Here is a 22373-nt window from a genome sequence, read left to right as displayed (position 1 = left end):
AGTGGCAAAGATGTCGATGTCCGACCGTGATGGCGTGATCTGGTATGACGGCGAGCTGGTGCAGTGGCGCGACGCCACCACCCATGTGCTGACCCACACCCTGCACTACGGCATGGGCGTGTTCGAGGGCGTGCGCGCCTACAACACCCCGGACGGCACCGCGATCTTCCGCCTGCAGGCGCACACCGATCGCCTGTTCGACTCGGCGCACATCTTCAACATGCAGATCCCTTTCTCCAAGGAAGAGATCAACGAAGCCCAGCGCGCCGCAGTGCGTGAGAACGGCCTGGAAAGCGCCTACCTGCGCCCGATGGTGTTCTTCGGCAGCGAAGGCATGGGCCTGCGCGCCACCGGCCTGAAGGTGCACGTGATCGTCGCCGCCTGGAACTGGGGCGCCTACATGGGCGAAGAAGCCCTGAAGACCGGCATCAAGGTGCGCACCAGCTCCTTCACCCGCCACCACGTCAACATCTCCATGACCCGCGCCAAGGCCAACGGCAACTACATCAACTCGATGCTGGCTCTGCAGGAAGCCATCTCCGGCGGCGCCGACGAGGCCCTGCTGCTGGACCCGGAAGGCTACGTGGCCGAGGGTTCGGGCGAGAACATCTTCCTGGTCAAGGACGGCGTGGTGTACACCCCGGAAGTGACTTCCTGCCTCAACGGCATCACCCGCAGCACCATCCTGACCCTGGCTGAAGAGCACGGCATCAAGGTGGTGGAGAAGCGCATCACCCGCGACGAGGTGTACATCTGCGACGAGGCCTTCTTCACCGGCACCGCCGCCGAAGTCACGCCGATCCGCGAAGTAGACGGCCGCCAGATCGGCATCGGCCGTCGTGGTCCGGTCACCGAGAAGCTGCAGAAGGCCTACTTCGACCTGGTCACCGGCCAGACCCGCGCCCACGGCGAGTGGCGCACCCTGGTCAAGTGAGACCGATTGAAAAAGCGTGACTGCGCCCCAATCTGCTAGTCACGAATCGGCCATCATGCTGAGGCATGTTCGCTCTGATGGCCGAGTGAACGACTATAAATAGGCGGTGACTGGGGAGGCGAGAGCCTCCCCGCTCATTTCCGGAGCCCTGATGAGAATACTGATCGTAGGTCCCAGCTGGGTCGGTGACATGGTGATGGCGCAGACCCTGTTCGTCTGCCTCAAGCAGCGCCATCCCGGCTGTGAGATCGATGTGCTGGCGCCCGAGTGGAGCCGGCCGATCCTCGAGCGCATGCCCGAGGTGCGCGCGGCGCTGAGCTTCCCGCTCGGCCATGGCGTGCTGGATATCGCCACCCGCCGGCGCATCGGCAAGTCCCTGGCCGGCCAGTACGACCAGGCGATCCTGCTGCCCAACTCGCTGAAATCCGCCCTGGTGCCGTTCTTCGCCGGCATCCCCAAGCGCACCGGCTGGAAGGGCGAGATGCGCTACGGCCTGCTCAACGACATCCGCAAGCTGGACAAAGAGCGCCTGCCGCTGATGATCGAGCGCTTCATGGCGCTGGCCTATGAGCCGAATGCCGAGATTCCCCAGCCCTATCCGCAGCCGCGCCTGCAGATCGACGAGGCCAGCCGCGCCGCGGCCCTGGTCAAGTTCGGCCTGTCCCTGGATCGCCCGGTGCTGGCGCTGTGCCCGGGTGCCGAGTTCGGTGAGGCCAAGCGCTGGCCGGTCGAGCACTACGCCAAGGTCGCCGAGATCAAGATTCGCGCCGGCTGGCAGGTGTGGATGTTCGGCTCGAAGAACGATCACCCCGGCTGCGAGGCGATTCGCGCGCGACTGATTCCGGGCCTGCGCGAGGAGAGCGTCAACCTGGCTGGTGAGACCAGCCTGGCCGAGGCCATCGACCTGATGTCCGCCGCCGGCGCCGTGGTCTCCAACGACTCCGGCCTGATGCACGTGGCCGCCGCGCTGAATCGTCCGCTGGTGGCGGTGTACGGCTCCACCTCGCCGCAGTTCACCCCGCCGCTGGCGGACCAGGTGGAGATCGTCCGCCTGGGCCTGGACTGCAGCCCGTGCTTCGATCGCACCTGCCGCTTCGGCCACTACAACTGCCTGCGCCAGCTCAAGCCGCGTCCGGTGATCGAGGCGCTGGACCGCCTGGTCGCCGACCCCATTGAGGTCGCCGGATGAGGGTTCTGCTGATCAAGACCTCGTCCCTCGGTGACGTGATCCATACCCTGCCGGCTCTGACTGACGCGGCGCGCGCCATCCCCGGCATCCAGTTCGACTGGGTGGTGGAGGAGGGCTTCGCCGAGATTCCGGCCTGGCATCCGGCCGTGGCTCAGGTGATCCCGGTGGCGATCCGCCGCTGGCGCAAGCACCCGCTGCAGACCTGGAAGAGCGGCGAGTGGAAGCGCTTCAAGCAGCGTCTGGGTGAAGTCGACTACGACCTGGTGCTCGATGCGCAGGGCCTGCTCAAGAGCGCGTTCCTGACGCGCTACAGCAAGGCACCGGTGGCCGGCCTGGACCGCGATTCGGCGCGCGAGCCGATTGCCTGCCGCTTCTACGACCGGCTGTACGCCGTGGCGAAGAACCAGCACGCGCTGGAGCGCACCCGCCAGCTGTTCGCCCAGGCCCTGGGTTACCCGCTGCCCGATGGCATGGGCGACTACGGTCTGGACCGTGGCGCGATGATGGACGTCGCCGCGCAGCCCTACCTGCTGTTCCTGCACGGCACCACCTGGGCCAGCAAGCACTGGCCTGAAGCCGACTGGCGTGCCCTTGCCGAACGCATGGCCGGGCAGGGCTGGGCGATCCGCCTGCCCTGGGGCAACGAGGCCGAACGCGCCCGCGCCGAGCGCATCGTCTCTGGCATCGAGGGCGCCGCGGTGCTGCCCAAACTGAATCTGGCCGGCGTGGCCAAGGTGATCGCCGGCGCTACCGCCTGCGTCGCCGTGGACACTGGCCTCGGCCACCTGGCCGCAGCGCTCGATGTGCCGACCATCTCCCTCTACGGCCCGACCCTGCCCGGCAAGGTCGGCGCCTACGGCCGCGGCCAGCTGCACCTGTGTGCCAGCGGGCCGCAGGCCGGCAAGGGCGACCGCCACAAGCCGTGCTTCGACGGCCTCGGCGCGCAGCGCGTGGGCGATGAGTTGAACGCCTTGCTGCTGGCGCAGCAGGAGGCGGTGTGATGCAGCTGGCCTTCGTCCTCTACAAGTACTTCCCGTTCGGCGGCCTGCAGCGCGATTTCATGCGTATCGCCCTGGAGTGCCAGGCGCGCGGCCACGCCATCCGCGTCTACACGCCGATCTGGGAGGGCGAGGTGCCCGCCGGCTTCGACGTGCGGGTGGCGCCGATCAAGGCATTCTTCAACCACCATCGCAACGAGCGCTTCAGCGCCTGGCTGGCGGCCGATCTGGCGCGCGATCCGGTGGATCGCGTGGTCGGCTTCAACAAGATGCCGGGCCTCGACGTCTATTACGCCGCCGACGGCTGCTACGAAGACAAGGCGCAGACCCTGCGCGCGCCGATCTACAAGCGCTGGGGCCGCTACAAGCACTTCGCCGACTACGAGCGGGCGGTGTTCGCTCCCGAGTCGAAGACCGAGATCCTGATGATCTCCGAGGTGCAGCAGCCGCTGTTCATCAAGCATTACCGCACCCCGGATGCGCGCTTCCATCTGCTGCCGCCGGGCATCGCTCAGGACCGCCGCGCGCCGGCCAATGCCGCCGAGATTCGCGCCGAGTTCCGCCACGAGTTCAAGCTGGCCGACGACGACCTGCTGCTGGTGCAGATCGGCTCCGGCTTCAAGACCAAGGGCCTGGATCGCAGTCTCAAGGCACTGGCCGCGCTGCCGCGCGAGCTGAAGAAGCGCACCCGTCTGATCGCCATCGGTCAGGACGATCCCAAGCCCTTCCTGTTGCAGGTCAAGGCGCTGGGATTGAGCGACCAGGTGCAGATTCTCAAGGGGCGTAGCGACATTCCGCGCTTCCTGCTCGGCGCCGATCTGCTGATCCACCCGGCCTACAACGAGAACACCGGCACCGTGCTGCTGGAGGCCGTGGTCTCTGGCCTGCCGGTGCTGGTCAGCGAGGTCTGTGGCTACGCCCACTACATCGCCGAGGCCGACGCCGGCCGCGTGGTGCCGGCGCCGTTCGCGCAGGACGATCTCAACCGCATGCTGGCCGAGATGCTCAGTGACGACGCGGCGCGCGTGAAGTGGGGCGCCAACGGCCTGGCCTTCGCCGACTCGGCCGACCTGTACTCCATGCCGCAGCACGCGGCCGATGTGATTCTGGCGGAGCGCGCATGAAGCTGATCCTTGCCGAGCCGTTCAAGTCGTTGTGGGCCGGGCGTGATGCCTTCGTCGCCGTGGAGGGCCTGCAGGGCCAGGTCTACCGCGAGCTGGAGGCGCGCCGCACGTTGCGCACCGAGGTCGATGGCCGTGGTTACTTCGTCAAGATTCACCGTGGCGTGGGTTGGGGCGAGATATTCAAGAACCTGCTCACCGCCAAGCAGCCGGTGCTCGGTGCCGGCCAGGAGTGGGCGGCGATCCAGCGCCTGACCGAGGCCGGTGTGCCGACCATGACCGCCGTGGCCTACGGCGAGCGCGGCAGCAATCCGGCGGCGCAGCATTCCTTCATCGTCACCGAGGAGCTGGCGCCGACCACCGACCTGGAGCAGCTGACCCTGAATTGGGTTGAGCAGCCGCCGCAGCCGCGCCTCAAGCGTGCGCTGATCGCCGAGGTGGCGAAGATGACCGGCAATATGCACCGCGCCGGGGTCAACCACCGCGACTGCTACATCTGCCACTTCCTGCTGCACACCGACAAGCCGGTGACGGCGGACGATCTGCGCCTGTCCCTCATCGATCTGCACCGCGCCCAGGTACGCGGCGCCACGCCGCTGCGCTGGCGCAACAAGGACCTGGCCGGGCTGTATTTCTCTGCGCTGAACATCGGCCTGAGCCGCCGCGACAAGCTGCGCTTCCTGCGCGGCTACTTCGCAGGCAAGTCTCTGCGCCAAATCCTGCAGGACGAGGCGCCGTTGCTGCGCTGGCTCGAGGGCAAGGCCGAACGCCTGCTGGCGCGCTTCGAGCGCAAGTACGCCAGAGGAGGCGAAGCGTGAGTCAGTGGAAGCTCGCCGAGGGGCTGGATGCCGAAACTGCTGCACTTTTCGCCGACCTCGACCAGGTGTTCGCGCTGGAGGGCGACTGGATCACCGGCGATCCGCTCTCCGAAGTGTTGCGGGTAGAGCACGCCGGCGTGCGCTACTACGTCAAACGCTACTGGGGCGCCGGCAAGGGCCTGCGTCGCTGGTTCGGCCGGCCGCGGGTCAAGGCCGAGTGGCAGAACCTCAAGTATTTCGCCAAGTGGGGCATCCCCACCGCGGCGCTGGTGGGCTGGGGGCAGGAGCGTGAGCGCGGCGCCTTCAAGCGCGGTGCGCTGATCACCCGCGAGCTGGAAGGCACCATGGACCTGGCGGCCATCGCCCAGCAGAGCGATCCGCGCCTGGCCGATGCGCACTGGGTGGATGGCGTCAGCCGCCAGCTGGCCAAGGCGACCCGCGCCCTGCACGACCACCACTTCGCCCATAACGACCTGAAGTGGCGCAACCTGCTGGTCAACCCGGCCGGCGAGCTGTTCTTCATCGATTGTCCGACCGGCGCTTTCTGGTGGGGGCCGTTCCTGCGCTACCGCATCGTCAAGGACCTGGCCTGCCTGGACAAGGTCGCCAGCAAGGTGCTGTCGCGCAGCCAGCGTCTGCGCTTCTACCTGCAGTACCGTGGCCGCACGCGGCTGAACGCCAGCGACAAGCGCCGCGTGGTTCAGATAGTGAAATTCTTCGAGGGCAGGGAATGAGCGATTTCATCGCCGCCGAGGATCGCGAGATTCTCGAGCGCCACGGACTGGCCGATTTCGATGCGCTGTGGGCGCTCAAGCTGGAAGCTGTGGATGAGCCGAATACCGAGCGTGGCGGCTGGAGCAGTGTCTATCGCCTGGACCTGGGCGAGGCGGCCTACTACCTCAAGCGGCAGAGCAACCACCTGACTCGCAGCCTGTTGCGCCCCCTCGGTGAGCCGACCTTCGCCCGCGAGTTTCGCAATATCCGCCGCTACAGCGGCCTGGGCATTCCGGCGCTGCAGGCCGCTTTCTTTGCCGAACGACGGTTGCCGGGCGAACGTCGAGCGGTGCTGCTCACCCGTGCCCTGGATGGCTGGAAGGAACTGGACCAGTGGCTACCGCACTGGGCGCAACTGGAGCCGGCGCAGCGCAGCGCCATCCTGCAGGCCTGTGGCGAGCTGGCCCGCCGCCTGCACGGCGCGGGGCAGGTGCATGGCTGTTTCTATCCCAAGCACATCTTCCTGCGCGAGGCCGGCGCCGGCTTCGAGGCGCAGCTGATCGACCTGGAGAAGACTCGCCCGTTGCTGCTGGGCGAGCGTGACCGAATCAAGGATCTGGAGCCCCTGCTGCGCCGCGCCAGCGTATGGAGCGAGGCCGATGTGCAGCAGCTGCTGAGTGCCTATCTGGGCGCCGCTGGCGACGTCGGTCGCTGGAACCAGCGCCTGGGCGCCCGTCGGCGCAACAAGGAGACGCGCTGATGCAGCTCGCCGAGCTGGCGCAGGCCGGACGCGCGCCGAGCCTGCCGCTGACGCTGGAGCTGGGCGGCGAGCCGCTGCAGATCGACCGACTGCTGCGGGTGCTGCCGGGGCAGCGCTATGTCGGCCTGGCCCGGTGGCAGGGCCGCGCCGTGCTGGCCAAGCTGCTGGTCGGCGGCAAGGCCGAGCGTCACTTCCAGCGTGAGCTGGCCGGCGCCAAGTTGCTTGCCGAGCAGGGCCTGACCACTCCGGCGCTGCTGGCCGAGGGGCATGTGGCAGGGCAGGGCGGCTGGCTGCTGTTTGACTTCCTGGATGGCGCCGAGAGTCTGTGGGATGCCTGGCGTGCGGTCGAGCGCGAGCCGCTGTTGAGCGACGCCCAGCAGGCAGTGCTCGGCGAGGCGCTGGGTTCCATTGCCCAGCTGCACGCCCGCGGGCTGTGGCAGGCCGACCTGCATCTGGACAACCTGCTGCGACATGGCGGTCAGCTGTTCCTGATCGACGGCGGCGGCATCCAGGTCGAGACACCCGGTCAGCCGTTGTCGCGTCAGCGGGTGCTGGAAAACCTCGGGGTGTTCTTCGCTCAGCTACCGGCGGAGCTCGCGCCCTTCACCGAAGAACTGCTGGTCCACTACCTGCTGGTCAATGCCGAGCATGCCCTGCCGCTGGAGGCGCTGCTCGATGAGGTGGCCAAGGTGCGCCAATGGCGCCTGCGTGACTACCTGAAGAAGATCGGCCGCGATTGCAGCCTGTTCGCCGCACGCATCAATGCATTCGGCCTGCGCGTGGTGCGTCGCGAGCGCCAGGCCGAGCTGGCGTCGGTTCTGGAGGCGCCGGACGACGCCATCGCCGGTGGCCGTCTGCTCAAGGATGGCGGCACAGCCACTGTCGCCCTGCTGCAGCGCGAGGGGCGGCCGCTGGTGCTCAAGCGCTACAACATCAAGAGCTGGCTGCACTGGCTCAAACGCTTCTGGCGCCCCAGCCGGGCCTGGCATAGCTGGGTCGAGGGCAATCGCCTGGAGCTGCTGGGCATCGCCACGCCGCAGCCGCTGGCGGTGCTCGAACGGCGCTGGTGCGGGTTGCGCGGGCGCGCCTACCTGCTCACCGAGCATTGCGCCGGCGAGAGCCTGAGCGCGCGCTTCGCCGCGCATGTCGATGGCGCGCCGCCGGACGCCGAGTTGCAGGGCCTGGATCGGCTGTTCGCTGCGCTGATTCGCGAGCGCATCAGCCACGGTGACTTCAAGGGCAGCAACCTGTTCTGGGTCGACGGCCAGTGGAGCCTGATCGACCTGGATGCCATGCGCCAGCACGGCAGCCAGGCTGCTTTCTCCCGCGCCTATGCCCGCGACCGGGCGCGCTTCCTGCGCAACTGGCCGGCCGAATCCGCTCTGCATCGCCTGCTCGACCAGCGTCTGCCGCGGCTCTGAGGCGCTTCGGCTGGCTGGAATACCCTAGGCCCGGTGCAGCCGTTATAATCCCTGGCTTTGTTTGGGCGGCCTCGTGTCCGCCTTCCACTTTCCGTGGCGGCCCGCCCGCCCGTAGCAGCAAGAGGCTTTCCCGTGGCATTGACCATTCTCGGCCTGTCCGGCGCACTCAGCCATGACCCGTCCGCCGCCCTGTACATCGACGGCAAGTTGATCGCGGCGGTCGAGGAAGAGCGCTTCGTGCGCGACAAGCATGCGAAGAACCGCATGCCCTACGAGTCCGCCAAGTTCTGCCTGGAACAGGCCGGGATCAAGCCGTCCGACGTCGACGTGGTGGCCATTCCGTTCGCCCCGATCAGCCTGTTCGGCAAGGCCCGCTGGCACTACGCCAAGCGCTACTGGTACGCCCCGGACCGCTCGCTCGACGCGATCCTGATGGGTAATCGCCGCTACAAGCGCTACCACAAGAAGATTCAGTGGTGCCTGGAGCAGCTGGGCTTCGACCTGAAGAAGGTCAAGATCGAGCCGGTCGAGCACCACCTGGCCCACGCCTCCAGCGCCTACCACTGCTCGGGCTTCAAGGAAAAGACCGCGATCCTCGGCATCGACGGCAAGGGTGAGTACGCCACCACCTTCTTCGGCTACGGCGAGAACGGCAAGATCCACAAGATCAAGGAGTTCTACGATCCGGATTCGCTCGGCGGCCTGTATGGTGCGATCACCGAGTTCCTCGGCTTCGAGATGCTCGACGGCGAGTTCAAGGTCATGGGCATGGCGCCCTACGGCGACGCGGCCAAGTACGACTTCTCGCGCCTGGCCAAGTTCGAGAACGGCGAGCTGATCATCAACACCGACTACGCCAACGTCATCGGCTTCCGTCGCTACAAGGAAAACGGCAAGGGCTACTACTTCTCGCCCAAGCTGATCGAGTGGCTGGGGCCGAAACGCCAGGGCGACATCGCCGACGATCCGTACATCCACTACGCCGCCAGCATGCAAGCGCTGTTCGAGAAGCTGGCGCTGGAGATGATGGAGTACTACCTCGGCGACATCCTCAAGGAAACCGGCAAGATCGCCTTCGCCGGCGGCTGCGCGCTGAACGTCAAGCTGAACCAGAAGATCATCGCCCGCGACGACGTGAAGGAGCTGTTCGTGCAGCCGGCTTCCGGCGACGCCGGTACTTCGGTCGGTGCCGCAGCCTACGTCTCGCACCAGCGCGGCGTGCCGGTGGAGAAGATGGAGCATGTCTACCTCGGCCCGTCCTACTCCAACGAGGACGTGATCGCGGCCTGCGCTCGCCACCCGAGCAAGCCGGTGTTCAAGCGCATCGACAACACCGCGCAGCGCATCGCCAAGATCATGGTCGACGCCAACCCTGTGGCCTGGTTCCAGGGTCGCATGGAGTTCGGCCCGCGCGCCCTCGGCGGCCGTTCGATCATCGGCTGCCCGAGCGTGCCGGGCGTGGCCGACCGCATCAACGAGCAGATCAAGTTCCGCGAGCGCTGGAGACCCTTCTGCCCGTCGATGCTCGACACCGTGGCATCGCAGATGCTCAAGGTCGACCATCCGAGCCCGTTCATGACCTTCACCTTCGAGGTCAACGAGGAGTGGAAGAACCGCGTCGGCGAAGTGGTGCACGAGGACGGCACTTCCCGCGCCCAGGTGCTGGAGCGCCGCTTCAACCCGCGCTGGTACGACCTGATGCTGGAGCTGGAAAAACTCACCGGCAACGGCGTGTCGCTGAACACCTCGCTCAACCGCCGCGGTGAGCCGATGATCTGCTCGCCGACCGACGCGCTGAACATGTTCTACGGCTCCGACCTGCAGTACCTGATCATGGAAGACATCCTCGTGGTCAAGGACGGCAAGGATTGGTACGACAATGTCGGCTAAGCCTCTGCTTAGCATTGTCATCCCCACCTACAACTACGCGGGCGTGCTCCCGCGTGCTGTCGAGTCGGTGTTGTCGCAGGCTACCCCGGAGGTCGAACTCTGGGTGGTGGACGATGGCTCCAGCGACGATACCCCGGCGGTCTTCACTACTCTGAGTCAGCGCTATGGCGCCGCCTTTCAGGGTGTGCGCCAGGCCAATGGTGGCCCTTCGGCGGCGCGCAATAATGGCGTGCGCCTGGCTCAGGGGCGCCATGTGTTGCTGCTTGATGCCGACGACGAACTGGTCCCCGGCGTGCTGCCCCTGCTCTGCGCAAAGCTGCGCGAACAACCGGATGTCGGCCTGTGGCTGGCGGGCCACGTGGCCGTGCAGCCCGACGGCCGCGAGCGTGAACACCCTGCCAGCGCGGTACCCGATGACGCCCTGCGGCGTCTCGAGGGTTACCTGCTGGAAAAGTGGATCGCTCTTGGTCACGGCTCCACGATATTCCTGCGCGAGCTGTTGCTGGAGCGCCCGTATCCCGAGCATCTGCGCCATAGTGAGGACCTGCCGGTCTTTGCCTATTGCCTGGTGCAGCGCCAGGTCGTGGTGCTGCCGCTGACCCTGGCGCGTATCCACAAGCACCCCGGTAGCTTGCGGCATGACGCTGAGGCCGCGCGCAAGGTTGGCCTGGCTCTGGTGGACGAGGTCTTCGCCAGGCTCCCGGCGGACCTGCAGTCGCTCAAGCCCGCCTATCGCGCGCAGCGCTGCCTGTCGCTGTTCCGCACCTGCCTGCTGGCTGGAGAGCGGGACAGTGCCCGCGAATACTATCGCGAGGCCCTGCGCACGGACTGGCGGGTGCTGCTCAAGCTTTCCTATACCCGCAAGGCCCTGCGCCTGTGGCTGAGCTAAAAGAACCCGCCATGAGTCAGCGTCGCATCAAGGTTCTGCAACTGCAGAATCGCTACAACGTTAATGCCTCGGACCTGGCCGAGCAGGTCATCCAAGGTCTGCCGGTGGAGCGCTATGAGGTCGTCACCGGCTTTCTGCGTGGCCGGCCGGGACCGGGCGAGCCCGAGAGCCGTGCGGCGCGCTCAGTCTACTTCGGCTTTTCTCAGGGCGCGCTCAAGGGCCTGCGGTTGCGGGCGCTGTGGCGCCTGTACCGGTTCTGTCGCGCCGAGCGCTTCGACGTGGTCGTCGCGCATCGTTTCAAGCCGATGAACATGCTGATGATCCTCAATCTGCTGCTGAAGATCCCCGGCTGTATCGGGGTGCAGCATGGCATCGGCGACTTCGACCGCAGCTACCGCTGCTGGGAGTCGCGTCGGCTGCTGCGGGCCAACTGGCGAGTGGTCGGTGTATCGCGGGCGGTACGCGACTACCTGCGGGGCTGCGGCGCGGGCTTTACTGCGGCCAATACGGTGCAGATCAACAATGCCATCGATATCGCCCGCGCTGAGGGCCTGCAGCATGCGCCGGAGGAGGCTCGTCGTAGGCTCGGGCTGGCGCCCGAGGCATTCGTATTCGGTACCATCGGCCGCCTGGTGCCGGTCAAGGGGCATATCCATCTGATCGAGGCGTTCGCGCAGCTCGCCTCCGACTTTCCGCAGGCACAGGTCGCCATCATCGGTGAAGGCCGCGCGCGCGCAGACCTGGAGGCGGCCATCGCCCGTCACGGCCTGCAGGCGCGGGTGCATCTGCTCGGGGCGAAGGAGGATGCCTTGCAGTATGTGCGCGGCTTCGATGCCTTCGTTATGCCGTCGTTGAGTGAGGGGTTGCCGCTGGCCCTGCTGGAGGGCATGAGCGGGCATCTACCGGTGATGGGCTCCGACATCGACAGCCTGCGCCCGATCCTCGAAGACTGTGGCGGGCGAATCTTTGCTTGCGGCAATGCCGCTGAATTGGCCGTGCGCCTGCGTGAGATTGCCGAGCTGCCGCCGCAAGCCCGTAGGGCCGAAGGCGAGCGCGCCTATGCCTACCTCTGCCAGGCCCACTCGATAGACGACTTCCGTAGGCACTACCGCGAGCTGATCGAGGGCATGCTGGAGACCGGGCATGAGTGAGCAGCCGCTGGTCACGGTGATCATCGCCTCATACAACCACGCGTCCTATGTGGAGGCGGCCATCGAGAGTGTGCTGGCGCAGACTTATCCCGCAGTAGAGCTGCTGGTGGTCGACGATGGCTCCAAGGATGACAGCGTCGAGCGCATCCAGGCCCTGCAGCGCAAGCATGGTTTCGATTTCCGTGTGCAGACCAACCAGGGTCTGGCACGCACCCTCAACGATTGCATCGCGCGCGCGCGCGGCAGCCTGATTGCACCCTTTGGCTCCGATGATGTGATGCTGCCGGAGCGCCTGGCGAAGCAGGTCGCCTATCTGCAGGACAAGCCCGAGGTCGGCATCTGTGCGGGCAACATCGCCCATATCGATGGCGACGGGCAGTCGCTGGCCCGGCGTGATCGCCAGCGACCCTTTCGTCGGCTCGACTTCGAGGATGTATTCTGCTCCGACAAGGCGGGCGCTCCTGCGCCGACCCTGCTGTTCCGTCGCGACGTATTGGAGCAGGTGGGGTGCTTCGATCCCAGCATCCGCCTGGAGGACCTGCTGGTCGAGCTGAAGATCGCCCGTGCGGGGTACTTCATCGACGTGCTGCCGGATGTGGTGGCGCAGTACCGCGTGCACGGCACCAACACCTACAAGAATCGCCGCTTCATGATCGACACGGTGCTTGCCACCTACGCGCGCTTCGACGATCACCCGGCCTATCCCAAGACCTGCGCGCGCTTTCTCAACTCGATGCTGCTTAAGTGCGCGCGCGACGATAAGCCATTGGCGCGCGAGCTGCTGCGCCGATTGCCGTTGCGCAGCTGGAATAACAAGACCTTGAGGGCGTTGGGGCGGTTGCTCTTCAGCTAGCGGGTGCAGTGATTTGGGATATGGCGCGTCCCAGGCTAGCTGCGGCGGCTTTTCCGCAACTAGCTGTATAGCCGCGCATCCAGGCGGCCCGGTGCTGCTGTAGTAGCCAGTGGGCGTCCTCCGGGTAGCGAAGGATATGCTGCAGGTTGCGGCGGCGCTTCCAGCTGGCTAGCGGTCGATTCGAGACCTTCATGTCTGAAAGATCTATGAGTCCTAACTCTCCGCTGGGCAGTTGCAGCACATTGCCCAGGTGCAGGGAACGGAAGTAGATGCCAAGCAGGTGCAGTTTGCCGAGGAAAGCGCCGAACTGTTCGACCGCCTGCTCTCTACTCTTGTCGTCCAACATGCGCCAGTGGTTTCTCAGGGTGTCGCCTGGCAGAGGGCGGTAGCGCACGGCGTTCAGTTGTCGTTCGGGGATCAACAGCAGGGCTTCGATTTCCGGAGTGGTGATACCGAGCTGCCGTAGACGCTCGGCGTTGTGTGCAAAGCGCAGGGCGGGAGGTGACCAGAGCGCAGAGCTCAGCAGGCGCTTACGTCGGTAGAGTTTGAGAAAGTCCCCGTTCGCTAGGCGCGCAACTTTTAAGCCGAAGCCATCCTCTTCAATGGTTTGAGAGCCTTGCAGAAGGTCTTCCAGCTGCAGTGCGCTTACGGTCTTCATATCCTTTCCATATTCCGTTGGTGGATGGACAGGGCAATTATCAGGGCCAAGGGAATCCAGATTAGGAACCAGCTTTCGTTGGGACGGGAGAGGAAGCTGCTGCCTTCGGTGAGGCCTGCCGCGAATCCGTAGACCAGCATCGCAGATGCGATTTGAAAGCCTTTGTCCATGCGCTGGCGCAGGCAGCGCAGGAGTGCCAGGCCATACATCGTCAGCCATAGGCCCAGTCCTACTAGTCCCAGCTCTAGTAGTACTGCCAGTTCAACGTTATGTGGATCGCGCATATAGCCCAAGCCTTCAACGCTGAATATGAAGGTGCTGTCATAGCCATAGCCGATCCATAGGTGGTCCTGTGCCTGGCTTAGGGCGTCTGCCCAGATTTGTGGGCGGAAAGAGGCGCCGCGCTGCAGCAGCAGCTCGGGCGCTGCGATCAAGCAGATTGCTGCGATAGACACGATTGCGGCAACTAGCATCGCAGCTCGTTGTGGAGTCATTAGCAGCATCCAGAAGCTAACCAGTGTCAGTGCCATCAGTGGAGTGCGTGAGCCGGTGGCGAGTAGGGCTATTAGTAGCGGAATGGCCATGAGGGCCGGCAGCCAGTCCCGAGCTAGGTCACGACTCAGCCAACTGGCTACCCAGTAGGTGCAAAACATGCCCAGCACATGGGAGGTCAGGAGTGCATTACGCAGCGCGGCAAGGCCTGTAAGGCGGCCATCGACGGGAGGCTCTATAAAGAATGTGACCAGGTTCACTAGAGCGGCGATGGTAGCTACAACCGCGGCGGCACGCAGCGCACCCAGTAGCAGCTCGCGGCTTTCCATAATGATCATGCAGCAGGCGACGATGAATAGAAGAAGATAGAGAGGACGCTTGGCCAGCCCGCCAAGGTCGTCATCGGTCCCTGACCAGAAGAGAGATGTCAGCAGCCACGCAGACAGGGCCAAAACTGCAAGGACCAACGGTTCACGCAGCAGGTCACCGAGTCGTTTTGGCGTCATGACCAAGCCCAGCAGGGCAGGTAAGGCGATAAAGGCATAAAATGCCTTTGTATAGGCGCTACCGCTGGGCAACCAGAAGAGTCCGGTGAGGAGCACCAGATAGCCCAACACTAGCCAGCGTCGAACGGTGAAATTTATGAATGAAGGCAGAGCGGATCGAGAGAGCATCGAAAGTGCCGGCACGTGAAAAGTCCATCTTCATGAAAAACGTCGCATCTTAGTCGATCAACGGGGGTTCGGCACCCTGTGGTAAGCTCTGCGCCCCCTTCACGATCAAGATTCATGCACGCATGTCCGATCAGCCAGTCGATAGCTCTCACTCTTCCAGCATGAGGATATATTTCCGTTTGCTGGGCTACGTGCGCCCCTACATCGGCCTATTCCTGCTCAGTATTCTCGGTTTCCTGATCTTCGCTTCGACCCAGCCAGCACTGGGCTACGTCCTGAAGTATTTCGTCGACGGGCTGTCCAATCCGGACGCCAGTTTCTTCGCCGATGTGCCCTACCTCTCCGATATCCCGTTCCTGGCGCACCTGAAGCTGCTGCAGACGGTGCCGCTGCTGATCGTCCTGATCGCCGTGTGGCAGGGCATCGGCTCCTACCTGGGCAACTATTTTCTGGCTCGTGTTTCGCTGGGGCTGGTGCATGACCTGCGTCTGGCGCTGTTCGACAAGCTGCTGGTGCTGCCCAATCGCTACTTCGACAACCACAACTCGGGCCATCTGATCTCGCGCATCACCTTCAACGTGACCATGGTCACCGGTGCCGCCACCGATGCGATCAAGGTGGTTATCCGCGAAGGCATGACGGTGATCTTCCTGTTCGCCTCGCTGCTGCTGATGAACTGGAAGCTGACCCTGGTGATGGTTGCGATCCTGCCGCTGATCGGCCTGATGGTTACCAGCGCCAGTCGCAAGTTCCGCAAGCAGAGCAAGAAGATCCAGGTGGCGATGGGCGACGTGACGCATATCGCCTCCGAGACCATTCAGGGCTACCGAGTGGTGCGTAGCTTCGGCGGCGAGCGCTACGAGTCGGAGCGTTTCGAGGCGGCGTCGCTGGATAACACCCAGAAGCAACTGCGCATGACCAAGACCGGAGCGGTCTACACGCCGATGCTGCAGCTGGTGATCTACACCGCCATGGCGGTGCTGATGTTCCTGGTGCTGTACATGCGTGGCGACGCCTCGGCCGGTGATCTGGTGGCCTACATCACCTTGGCGGGTCTGTTGCCCAAGCCGATTCGCCAGCTCTCGGAAGTCAGCTCGACTATCCAGCGCGGCGTGGCGGGCGCGGAAAGCATCTTCGAGCAACTCGACGAAACGAACGAAATTGATAAGGGCAGCATCGAGCGCGAGCGAGTCAGTGGGCGCCTGGAGGTACGTAACCTCAATTTCAGCTATCCGGGTACCGAGAAGCCGGTGCTCAGCGACATCAGCTTCACCGCCGAGCCGGGGCAGATGATCGCCCTGGTCGGGCGCTCCGGCAGCGGCAAGTCGACCCTGGCCAACCTAATTCCGCGCTTCTACCGGCATGAGCACGGCGAGATCCTGCTGGATGGCGTGGATATCGAGGAATACCGCCTGCGCAACCTGCGCCGACATATCGCCCTGGTCACCCAGCAGGTGACGCTATTCAACGATAGCGTGGCCAACAACATCGCCTATGGCGATCTGGCCGGCTCGCCGCGCAGCGCCATCGAAGAGGCCGTGGAAGCTGCCTACGCCACCGAGTTCGTGGCCAAGCTGCCGCAGGGGCTCGATACCCTGGTGGGTGAGAATGGCGTGCTGCTCTCGGGTGGCCAGCGCCAGCGCCTGGCGATTGCCCGTGCACTGCTCAAGGATGCGCCGATACTGGTGCTCGACGAGGCCACCTCGGCCCTCGATACCGAGTCCGAGCGGCACATCCAGGCGGCCCTTGATCGCGTCATGAAGGGCCGCACCACGCTGGTTATCGCCCACCGCCTGTCGACCATCGAGAAGGCCGACCAGATTCTGGTGATGGACCAGGGCCGCATCGTCGAGCGCGGTAGCCATGCCGACCTGCTGGCGCTCAACGGCTACTACGCGCGCCTGCACGCCATGGGCATGGATGAGAGCGCACCGGTAGAGCCGGACTGATAAACTAGCCGCCGTTCTTTCTGTACCCGGAGACTTCATGAAGCTGTCCATGCCCCGTTACGACCAAGCCCCCGTTCTGGTGGTGGGCGATGTCATGCTCGATCGTTACTGGCATGGCGGCACGTCGCGCATCTCTCCGGAGGCGCCGGTGCCGGTGGTCAAGGTCGAGCAGATCGAGGATCGCCCGGGTGGTGCCGCCAACGTCGCGCTGAACATCGCCGCTCTCGGCGCGCCGGCGCTGCTGGTCGGCGTGACCGGGCGTGACGAGGCGGCGCACAGTCTTGCCGACAGCCTGCATGCCGCGGGGGTGCAGGCGCACTTCCAGCGCATCGACGACCAGCCGACCATCGTCAAGCTGCGCGTCATGAGCCGCCATCAGCAGCTGCTGCGCATGGACTTCGAAGAGCCCTTCGCCACCGACGCCGCGGCCCTGGCCGAAGACGTCGATGGCCTGCTCGCCGGGGTCAAGGTGCTGGTGCTGTCGGACTACGGCAAAGGTGCGTTGAAGAATCATCAAGCGCTGATCCAGCTGGCCCGTGCCAAGGGCATTCCGGTGCTGGCCGACCCCAAGGGCAAGGATTTCTCCATCTATCGCGGCGCCAGCCTGATCACCCCTAACCTCAACGAGTTCGAGACCATCGTCGGCAGCTGCGCCGACGAGGCCGAACTGGTGGCTAAGGGTGCCAAGCTGATGAGCGAGCTGGAGTTGGGTGCGTTGCTGGTGACTCGCGGTGAACACGGTATGACCCTGCTGCGCCCCGACCACGCACCGCTGCACCTGCCGGCCCGTGCCCGCGAGGTGTTCGACGTGACTGGTGCCGGCGATACCGTGATCTCCACCCTGGCTGCCTCCATCGCCGCTGGCGAGGAGCTGCCGCAGGCCGTGGCCCTGGCCAACCTGGCCGCCGGCATCGTGGTCGGCAAGCTGGGTACCGCGGCGATCAGCGCCCCCGAGCTGCGCCGTGCGGTGCAGCGCGAGCAGGGCTCCGAGCGTGGCGTGGTCAGCGTCGAGCAGCTATTGCTGGCGCTGGAGGATGCCCGTGCCCACGGCGAGAAGATCGTCTTCACCAACGGCTGCTTCGACATTCTTCACGCCGGCCACGTGACCTACCTGGAGCAAGCTCGCGCCCAGGGTGATCGCCTGGTGCTGGCGGTCAACGACGATGCTTCGGTGTCGCGTCTCAAGGGCCCGGGTCGGCCGATCAACGCGGTGGACCGGCGCATGGCCGTGCTCGCCGGCCTCGGTGCAGTCGACTGGGTCGTGAGCTTCGCCGAAGACACCCCGGAGAACCTGCTGCGCACGGTGCAGCCGGACGTGCTGGTCAAGGGTGGCGACTACGGTATCGATCAGGTGGTTGGCGCCGATATCGTGCGCGCCTACGGTGGCGAAGTGCGGGTGCTCGGCCTGGTGGAGAACAGCTCCACCACCGCCATCGTCGAGAAGATCCGCAGCAAGTGATGCCGCGTGGCCGCCGTCGGAGGCCACTTCTCCTGTCTTCTAGGCGCGAGCCAGGGCGCGACGCCCCGGCGCTGGTCCGGCTGCTCGTGCAGGCTCCTTCTCTGCCTGCTTCACCCGCGCCAGCCAATCCTTCCAGCGGATGCGCTCGTCGCGCACCAGCCAGCCGTCCTGGGCGGCGAAGCTTTCCGACAGCCAAACTCCACGGGTACTCGCGGTCACCAACTCGCCCTTGCGCAGGCTGAGTAGCTCGCCGATGGGTTTGCCCTGGTGCAGCGGCAGCAGGTAGAGGTCGGGGCGGCGGCGTTCCAGACGGGCTATCAGCTCATCGCCCTCCAGGCGCTCGTCGACATGGAACAGGCTGGGCTGGCGGCAGTCCTTCGGTAGCTCCAGGCGCAGGTCGTAGACCAGTTGCAGCGAGGCGGTGGGCAAGTGCACATAGGCGCGCGGGCGCTCCATCAGCATCAGGTTGCCGCACTGCACCGGGCGCGCCGCGCCGGAAAGTGGCGTAAGGCGGAAGTGGTCGCCCTGGCGATAGCGCAGCTTGTCCTGGTAGGGCGTCGGCAGCCAGGTGTCGGCGTAGCGGCCGCCCAGCCAGGTGCCGTCGTTCTCGATCAGGCACTCTTCGGCCACTTCCTGGATGGCGGTGAGCAGCGGCAGGTTCAGCTCGTGGGCCGGCACGTAGCCGGAAATCAGCTTGAGCACGGTATCGCCACGGTCCGGGCGGCTTTGCCGCACCACTAGCCAGTAGTCGCGGCCCTGCCAGGATAGGGTCAGGCGCACCGAGACGCCGAGGTTGGCCAGTTCCAGGGCGAAGCGCTGGCCGTCGGCCACTTGCACAGGGCGGCGGCGTTCGAGCATCTGCGCAAAATTCAGCGGCAGGCCAAGGCTGCGGTAATTCAGGGCGTCCGCCGTGGCTTCCACGTACAGCGGCAGGGTCTTGAAGTTGCCAGGGGCCTTGCGGGCCAGCAGTCTCGACATATCGGCTCCTCAGTCGGCAGCGGTGGGGCTGCATCAGATGGACGGCGCGCGGCGAAGTTCAGGCCACGGCCGGAGCCCAGCAGTTTAGCCGCGGATCACCGCGGCGGCGGTCGCGGCATTTGCCGCCAGATGTTGCGGGTTGATGGTGCCGACGATGGTGGCGCTGACGCCGGGGTGGCCGAAGACCAGCTCGAAGCTGGCGCGCACCGGGTCAGTGCTGGCTAGTACCGCATGCCCGCTGGCCAGGGCTTTCTTGATCAGGATGCCCTTGTGATGGCTGGCGGCATGGTCGAGCACGGCGCGCTCGCCCTGCTCGGCGAGGTTGTAGGTGACCATGGCGCAGTCGCCCTGTTCGAGCGCCAGCAGGCCTCCTTCGACGGTCTTGCCGGAGAGGCCGAAGGCGCGGATCTTGCCTTCGCGCTTGAGCTCGGCCAGGGCTTCGTACACGCCGCTGTCGCGCAGCACCGCTACGTCGTTGCCGTCCGAGTGCACCAGTACCAGGTCGATGAAGTCGGTCTCCAGCCGCTGCAGGCTGCGTTCCACCGAGAAGCGCGTGTGCTGCGGCGAGAAGTCGAAGTGCGACTGGCCTGCCTCGAACTCCTCACCGACCTTGCTGACGATCACCCAGTCCTGGCGCTGGCCACGCAACAGTGGGCCCAGGCGCTGTTCGCTGACGCCGTAGGCTGGCGCCGTGTCGATCAGGTTGATGCCGAGCTCGCGGGCCTGCTGGAGCAGGGCACGGGCGGCGGCATCGTCGGGGATGGTGAAACCATTGGGGTACTTCACGCCCTGGTCGCGGCCCAGCTTGACCGTGCCCAGGCCGAGCGGCGAGACCAGCAGGCCGGTGTCGCCCAGCGGGCGGCGCAGGTCGTGCAGGCTCACGGCAGCAACTCCTCCCACACCGGCGCGCCCAATGGCGGGCGTGGCAGTGCCGGCGCTGCCGGGTGGCTGCCTGGGTTGATACCGTCACGCTCGAGGGCGGCGATGACGCGGTCGGCAAAATCGGGTGACAGCGCCAGCTTGGTTGGCCAGCCGACCAATAGACGGCCCTGCTCGGCGAGGAAGGCGTTGTCCGGGCGTACCAGGCCAGATTGCGCCGGCTCGGCGCGATCGACGCGCAGGGTGGCCCAGCGGGCGTCGGAGAGGTCGACCCAGGGCAGCAGTTGCTGCACTTCCTTCTGTGCTGCGGCGATCTGCGCTGGCTCGCTGCGCGCCACGCCGTCGGCCTCGGCGATGTCGCCGCCGAGGTACCAGACCCACTGGCCGTCGGCGGCCGGGTGGCTGGTCACGGTGATGCGCGGCTTAGGGCCGCCGCCCAGGCAGTGGGCATACAGCGGCTTCAGGCTTTTGCCCTTGACCAGCACCATATGCAGAGGACGCAGCTGCTGGCGCGGTTGCTCCACGCCGAGGGTGGCGAGCAGCGCAGCATTGCCGGCGCCGGCGCCGAGCACGACGCGCTGGGCGCGGATCTCGCGGCCGTCGACATTCAGCCCGACCAGTTCGTCATTTTCGCGCAGCGGCGTGATGTCACGGCCGGCCAGCAGGCTGTCGCCGGCCAGTTCGGCCAGGTGTGCGATCAGGCTGGGTACATCGAGCACCAGTTCGGCCAGGCGATAGACCTTGCCCTTGAATTTGGGATGTTGCAGCGCCGGCGGTAGCTGGTCGCCCTTGACCTGGTCGACGCGGCCGCGCACCGCCTTGCTGGCGAAGAAGCTGGTCAGGTTGCCGGCCAGGCTGCCTGGCGACCACAGGTAGTGGGCCTCGGAGAGCAGGCGTACGCCGGTGAGGTCCAGCTCGCCCTGGCCATCCACGGCCTCGCGCCAGCGCCGCGGCATGTCGGCGATGGCTTCGGAGGCACCGGTCAGCGCGCCATGCAGGGCGTACTTGGCGCCGCCATGGATGATGCCCTGGGACTTCAGGCTCTGCCCGCCGCCCAGCGCGGCGTTTTCCACCAGCAGGGTGGCGTAGCCGAGCCGGCGCAGGCGCGCATTGAGCCAGAGGCCGGCGATACCGCCGCCGACGATCAGGATATCGGTGCTGAGGGATTGGGACATGCCAGGGCTCGCTGCAAAACGGTCCGGCAGTATAACGCGAGCGGCGCGGTACGCCCGATCAGTGTCCGGCGGTCTGCGAGAACAGCTGGATCACCACCACGCCGGTGACGATCAGGCCCATGCCGAGCATGGCCGGCAGGTCCAGGCGCTGCTGGTAGAGGAAGGTAGCGGCGATGCTCACCAGCACGATGCCGAGGCCGGCCCACACGGCGTAGGCGATGCCGACGGGGATGGTCTTGATCACCAGGCTGAGCATCCAGAACGAGATGGCGTAGCCGACCACTACCAGCACCAGCGGCAGGGGTTTGTTCAGGCCGTCGAGGGCCTTCATCGAGGTGGTGGCGATCACTTCGGCGGTGATGGCGATGGCGAGGTAGAGATAGCCGGTCATGTCGATTCTCCTGTTGAGCCGCGCCATTCTAGAGTCGCGGGTGATGGGGTAAAGTCATTACCTATCTTGCTTGGAGATGGGTTATGCAATGGAGCCTGGAGCAGATTCGCCTGTTCGTTGCGGTCGCCGAGGGCCAGTCCTTCTCCGCCGTGGCGCGCCGCATGCGCCGCGCGCAGTCGGCGGTGAGCAACGCCATCGCCTTGCTGGAAACCGATCTCGGCGTGCTGCTGTTCGAGCGCAGCAGTGGCCGCCAGCCCAAGCTGACGGCGGCAGGCATCGCCCTGCTGGAGGAGGCGCGCGAGCTGTTGCGCCAAGAGGAGCGCCTGCAGTCGCGCGCCCAGGGCCTGGTGCGGGGCGAGGAAGTGTGCCTGCGCCTGGCCCAGGACGAAGCGATGCCCTATCAGCCAGTGCTGAACAGCCTGGAGGCGCTGGCCAGGGCCTTCCCCTTACTGGAAGTGCAACTGGCCAGCGGCGCCCAGGGCGATGTGGCGCGCAAGCTGCTGGAGCGCCGCGCCGATCTCGGCCTGCTGTTCCACCACGAGGACATGCCGGCAGCGCTGGAGCGCCAGCGCCTGGGTACCATCGAGCTGGTGACCGTGTGCGGCGCCGGGCATCCGCTGGCGGCGCTCGGTCAGGTCGATCGCCGCGAACTGGCGCGTCACCGGCAGCTGCTGATGGCGCCGCAGGACAGCCATTACCCTGGCGGCGAGCAGCTCAGCCCCGCGGTCTGGCGCGCCGATAGCTTCTACGCCATGGCCGAGTTGCTGATGCGTAATCTGGGTTGGGCCTGGCTGCCACGTCACGTGGTGCAGTACCCGACCTACCAGGGGCAGCTGGTCGAGCTGAGCTGCGACTGGACGCCGCCGCCGCTGCTGGTGGAGCTGGTCTGCCGCCGCGACGAGGCGCTGGGGCCTGCTGCACTGTGGCTAGCCGAGGCTTTCGCCGAGCACCTGCAGGCGATGGGCTGATCGGGCGCGGAG

General features: G+C 65.8%; 21 protein-coding genes. 15 read left to right on the top strand and 6 right to left on the bottom strand.

The annotated features are described in order from the left end of the window. Positions 1-10 precede the first annotated feature (10 nt). The 12 genes from IP89_RS06495 to IP89_RS06440 all read left to right on the top strand — a co-directional run bounded on the left by IP89_RS06495 (position 11) and on the right by IP89_RS06440 (position 12738). On the top strand, positions 11-934 hold the full coding sequence (locus IP89_RS06495; protein WP_043308488.1) for a branched-chain amino acid transaminase: 924 nt from the start codon (positions 11-13) through the stop codon (positions 932-934). Positions 935-1085: 151 nt separating this feature from the next. Next, positions 1086-2123: a lipopolysaccharide heptosyltransferase II gene (waaF, locus tag IP89_RS06490; protein ID WP_043308486.1), complete on the top strand. Its 1038-nt coding sequence runs from the start codon at positions 1086-1088 to the stop codon at positions 2121-2123. Beyond that, a complete protein-coding gene (waaC, locus tag IP89_RS06485) occupies positions 2120-3124 on the top strand; it encodes a lipopolysaccharide heptosyltransferase I (protein WP_043308484.1) in 1005 nt (334 codons plus the stop codon). The genes waaF and waaC overlap by 4 nt, the downstream gene beginning before the upstream one ends. Next, complete coding sequence (locus IP89_RS06480) at positions 3124-4245, top strand: glycosyltransferase family 4 protein (RefSeq protein ID WP_043308480.1); 1122 nt, start codon at positions 3124-3126, stop codon at positions 4243-4245. The genes waaC and IP89_RS06480 overlap by 1 nt, the downstream gene beginning before the upstream one ends. Beyond that, positions 4242-5060, top strand: a complete 819-nt coding sequence (gene rfaP, locus IP89_RS06475; RefSeq protein WP_043308479.1) for a lipopolysaccharide core heptose(I) kinase RfaP — start codon at positions 4242-4244, stop codon at positions 5058-5060. Before IP89_RS06480 ends, rfaP begins: the two co-directional genes overlap by 4 nt. Beyond that, positions 5057-5794 carry a lipopolysaccharide kinase InaA family protein gene (locus IP89_RS06470; protein ID WP_043308476.1) on the top strand — a complete coding sequence of 246 codons (738 nt, stop codon included), beginning with the start codon at positions 5057-5059 and terminating at the stop codon, positions 5792-5794. The genes rfaP and IP89_RS06470 overlap by 4 nt, the downstream gene beginning before the upstream one ends. After that, on the top strand, positions 5791-6534 hold the full coding sequence (locus IP89_RS06465) for a lipopolysaccharide kinase InaA family protein (RefSeq protein WP_043308475.1): 744 nt from the start codon (positions 5791-5793) through the stop codon (positions 6532-6534). Before IP89_RS06470 ends, IP89_RS06465 begins: the two co-directional genes overlap by 4 nt. Further along, positions 6534-7955: a lipopolysaccharide kinase InaA family protein gene (locus IP89_RS06460; RefSeq protein ID WP_043308474.1), complete on the top strand. Its 1422-nt coding sequence runs from the start codon at positions 6534-6536 to the stop codon at positions 7953-7955. The genes IP89_RS06465 and IP89_RS06460 overlap by 1 nt, the downstream gene beginning before the upstream one ends. 132 nt (positions 7956-8087) lie before the next feature. Next, positions 8088-9845: a carbamoyltransferase gene (locus tag IP89_RS06455; protein ID WP_043308473.1), complete on the top strand. Its 1758-nt coding sequence runs from the start codon at positions 8088-8090 to the stop codon at positions 9843-9845. Then, a complete protein-coding gene (locus IP89_RS06450) occupies positions 9835-10734 on the top strand; it encodes a glycosyltransferase (RefSeq protein WP_043308472.1) in 900 nt (299 codons plus the stop codon). The genes IP89_RS06455 and IP89_RS06450 overlap by 11 nt, the downstream gene beginning before the upstream one ends. An 11-nt stretch (positions 10735-10745) precedes the next feature. Then, positions 10746-11885, top strand: a complete 1140-nt coding sequence (locus IP89_RS06445) for a glycosyltransferase (protein WP_043308470.1) — start codon at positions 10746-10748, stop codon at positions 11883-11885. After that, positions 11878-12738, top strand: coding sequence for a glycosyltransferase (locus IP89_RS06440; RefSeq protein ID WP_043308469.1), 861 nt, complete (start codon positions 11878-11880; stop codon positions 12736-12738). The genes IP89_RS06445 and IP89_RS06440 overlap by 8 nt, the downstream gene beginning before the upstream one ends. On the opposite strand, the gene IP89_RS23685 is transcribed toward IP89_RS06440, so the two are convergent. After that, the gene (locus IP89_RS23685) at positions 12731-13396 is read right to left on the bottom strand and encodes a lipopolysaccharide kinase InaA family protein (RefSeq protein WP_043308468.1); all 666 of its coding nucleotides are present in this window, start codon (positions 13394-13396) and stop codon (positions 12731-12733) included. The genes IP89_RS06440 and IP89_RS23685 overlap by 8 nt on opposite strands. Next, complete coding sequence (locus tag IP89_RS23680; protein ID WP_256203111.1) at positions 13393-14577, bottom strand: O-antigen ligase; 1185 nt, start codon at positions 14575-14577, stop codon at positions 13393-13395. Before IP89_RS23680 ends, IP89_RS23685 begins: the two co-directional genes overlap by 4 nt. Positions 14578-14684: 107 nt before the next feature. Here IP89_RS23680 and msbA point away from each other — a divergent pair, with 107 nt between their 5' ends. Both msbA and hldE read left to right on the top strand, forming a co-directional pair. Beyond that, the gene (gene msbA / locus IP89_RS06425) at positions 14685-16511 is read left to right on the top strand and encodes a lipid A export permease/ATP-binding protein MsbA (protein ID WP_043308465.1); all 1827 of its coding nucleotides are present in this window, start codon (positions 14685-14687) and stop codon (positions 16509-16511) included. 37 nt (positions 16512-16548) lie between these two features. Further along, positions 16549-17970, top strand: a complete 1422-nt coding sequence (gene hldE, locus IP89_RS06420; protein ID WP_043308464.1) for a bifunctional D-glycero-beta-D-manno-heptose-7-phosphate kinase/D-glycero-beta-D-manno-heptose 1-phosphate adenylyltransferase HldE — start codon at positions 16549-16551, stop codon at positions 17968-17970. 39 nt (positions 17971-18009) lie between these two features. Here the strand turns inward: hldE and IP89_RS06415 are convergent, their stop codons facing one another. The 4 genes from IP89_RS06415 to IP89_RS06400 all read right to left on the bottom strand — a co-directional run bounded on the left by IP89_RS06415 (position 18010) and on the right by IP89_RS06400 (position 21393). After that, complete coding sequence (locus IP89_RS06415) at positions 18010-18948, bottom strand: hypothetical protein (protein ID WP_052080982.1); 939 nt, start codon at positions 18946-18948, stop codon at positions 18010-18012. A gap of 84 nt (positions 18949-19032) precedes the next feature. Beyond that, complete coding sequence (locus IP89_RS06410; protein ID WP_043308463.1) at positions 19033-19830, bottom strand: aldo/keto reductase; 798 nt, start codon at positions 19828-19830, stop codon at positions 19033-19035. Then, positions 19827-21002, bottom strand: a complete 1176-nt coding sequence (locus tag IP89_RS06405; RefSeq protein ID WP_043308462.1) for an FAD-dependent oxidoreductase — start codon at positions 21000-21002, stop codon at positions 19827-19829. The genes IP89_RS06410 and IP89_RS06405 overlap by 4 nt, the downstream gene beginning before the upstream one ends. A gap of 58 nt (positions 21003-21060) precedes the next feature. Continuing rightward, complete coding sequence (locus IP89_RS06400) at positions 21061-21393, bottom strand: multidrug efflux SMR transporter (RefSeq protein ID WP_043308461.1); 333 nt, start codon at positions 21391-21393, stop codon at positions 21061-21063. An 83-nt stretch (positions 21394-21476) separates the two neighbouring features. Between IP89_RS06400 and IP89_RS06395 the strand changes: the two genes are divergently transcribed. Next, the gene (locus IP89_RS06395; protein ID WP_043308460.1) at positions 21477-22361 is read left to right on the top strand and encodes a LysR family transcriptional regulator; all 885 of its coding nucleotides are present in this window, start codon (positions 21477-21479) and stop codon (positions 22359-22361) included. Positions 22362-22373 lie beyond the last annotated feature (12 nt).

The sequence above is a fragment of the Pseudomonas sp. ML96 genome, from assembly GCF_000761545.1.
Taxonomy (GTDB): domain Bacteria; phylum Pseudomonadota; class Gammaproteobacteria; order Pseudomonadales; family Pseudomonadaceae; genus Aquipseudomonas.
Note: the sequence above shows the minus strand (reverse complement) of the source record. Positions and strands in the feature narration are given on the sequence as shown.

Coding starts and splice junctions, on each gene's coding strand:
- IP89_RS06495 (WP_043308488.1), top strand. CDS start 11: ATGTCGATGTCCGACCGTGATGGCGTGATCTGGTATGACGGCGAGCTG.
- waaF (WP_043308486.1), top strand. CDS start 1,086: ATGAGAATACTGATCGTAGGTCCCAGCTGGGTCGGTGACATGGTGATG.
- waaC (WP_043308484.1), top strand. CDS start 2,120: ATGAGGGTTCTGCTGATCAAGACCTCGTCCCTCGGTGACGTGATCCAT.
- IP89_RS06480 (WP_043308480.1), top strand. CDS start 3,124: ATGCAGCTGGCCTTCGTCCTCTACAAGTACTTCCCGTTCGGCGGCCTG.
- rfaP (WP_043308479.1), top strand. CDS start 4,242: ATGAAGCTGATCCTTGCCGAGCCGTTCAAGTCGTTGTGGGCCGGGCGT.
- IP89_RS06465 (WP_043308475.1), top strand. CDS start 5,791: ATGAGCGATTTCATCGCCGCCGAGGATCGCGAGATTCTCGAGCGCCAC.
- IP89_RS06460 (WP_043308474.1), top strand. CDS start 6,534: ATGCAGCTCGCCGAGCTGGCGCAGGCCGGACGCGCGCCGAGCCTGCCG.
- IP89_RS06450 (WP_043308472.1), top strand. CDS start 9,835: ATGTCGGCTAAGCCTCTGCTTAGCATTGTCATCCCCACCTACAACTAC.
- IP89_RS06445 (WP_043308470.1), top strand. CDS start 10,746: ATGAGTCAGCGTCGCATCAAGGTTCTGCAACTGCAGAATCGCTACAAC.
- IP89_RS06440 (WP_043308469.1), top strand. CDS start 11,878: ATGAGTGAGCAGCCGCTGGTCACGGTGATCATCGCCTCATACAACCAC.
- IP89_RS23685 (WP_043308468.1), bottom strand. CDS start 13,396: ATGAAGACCGTAAGCGCACTGCAGCTGGAAGACCTTCTGCAAGGCTCT.
- msbA (WP_043308465.1), top strand. CDS start 14,685: ATGTCCGATCAGCCAGTCGATAGCTCTCACTCTTCCAGCATGAGGATA.
- hldE (WP_043308464.1), top strand. CDS start 16,549: ATGAAGCTGTCCATGCCCCGTTACGACCAAGCCCCCGTTCTGGTGGTG.
- IP89_RS06415 (WP_052080982.1), bottom strand. CDS start 18,948: ATGTCGAGACTGCTGGCCCGCAAGGCCCCTGGCAACTTCAAGACCCTG.
- IP89_RS06405 (WP_043308462.1), bottom strand. CDS start 21,002: ATGTCCCAATCCCTCAGCACCGATATCCTGATCGTCGGCGGCGGTATC.
- IP89_RS06400 (WP_043308461.1), bottom strand. CDS start 21,393: ATGACCGGCTATCTCTACCTCGCCATCGCCATCACCGCCGAAGTGATC.
- IP89_RS06395 (WP_043308460.1), top strand. CDS start 21,477: ATGCAATGGAGCCTGGAGCAGATTCGCCTGTTCGTTGCGGTCGCCGAG.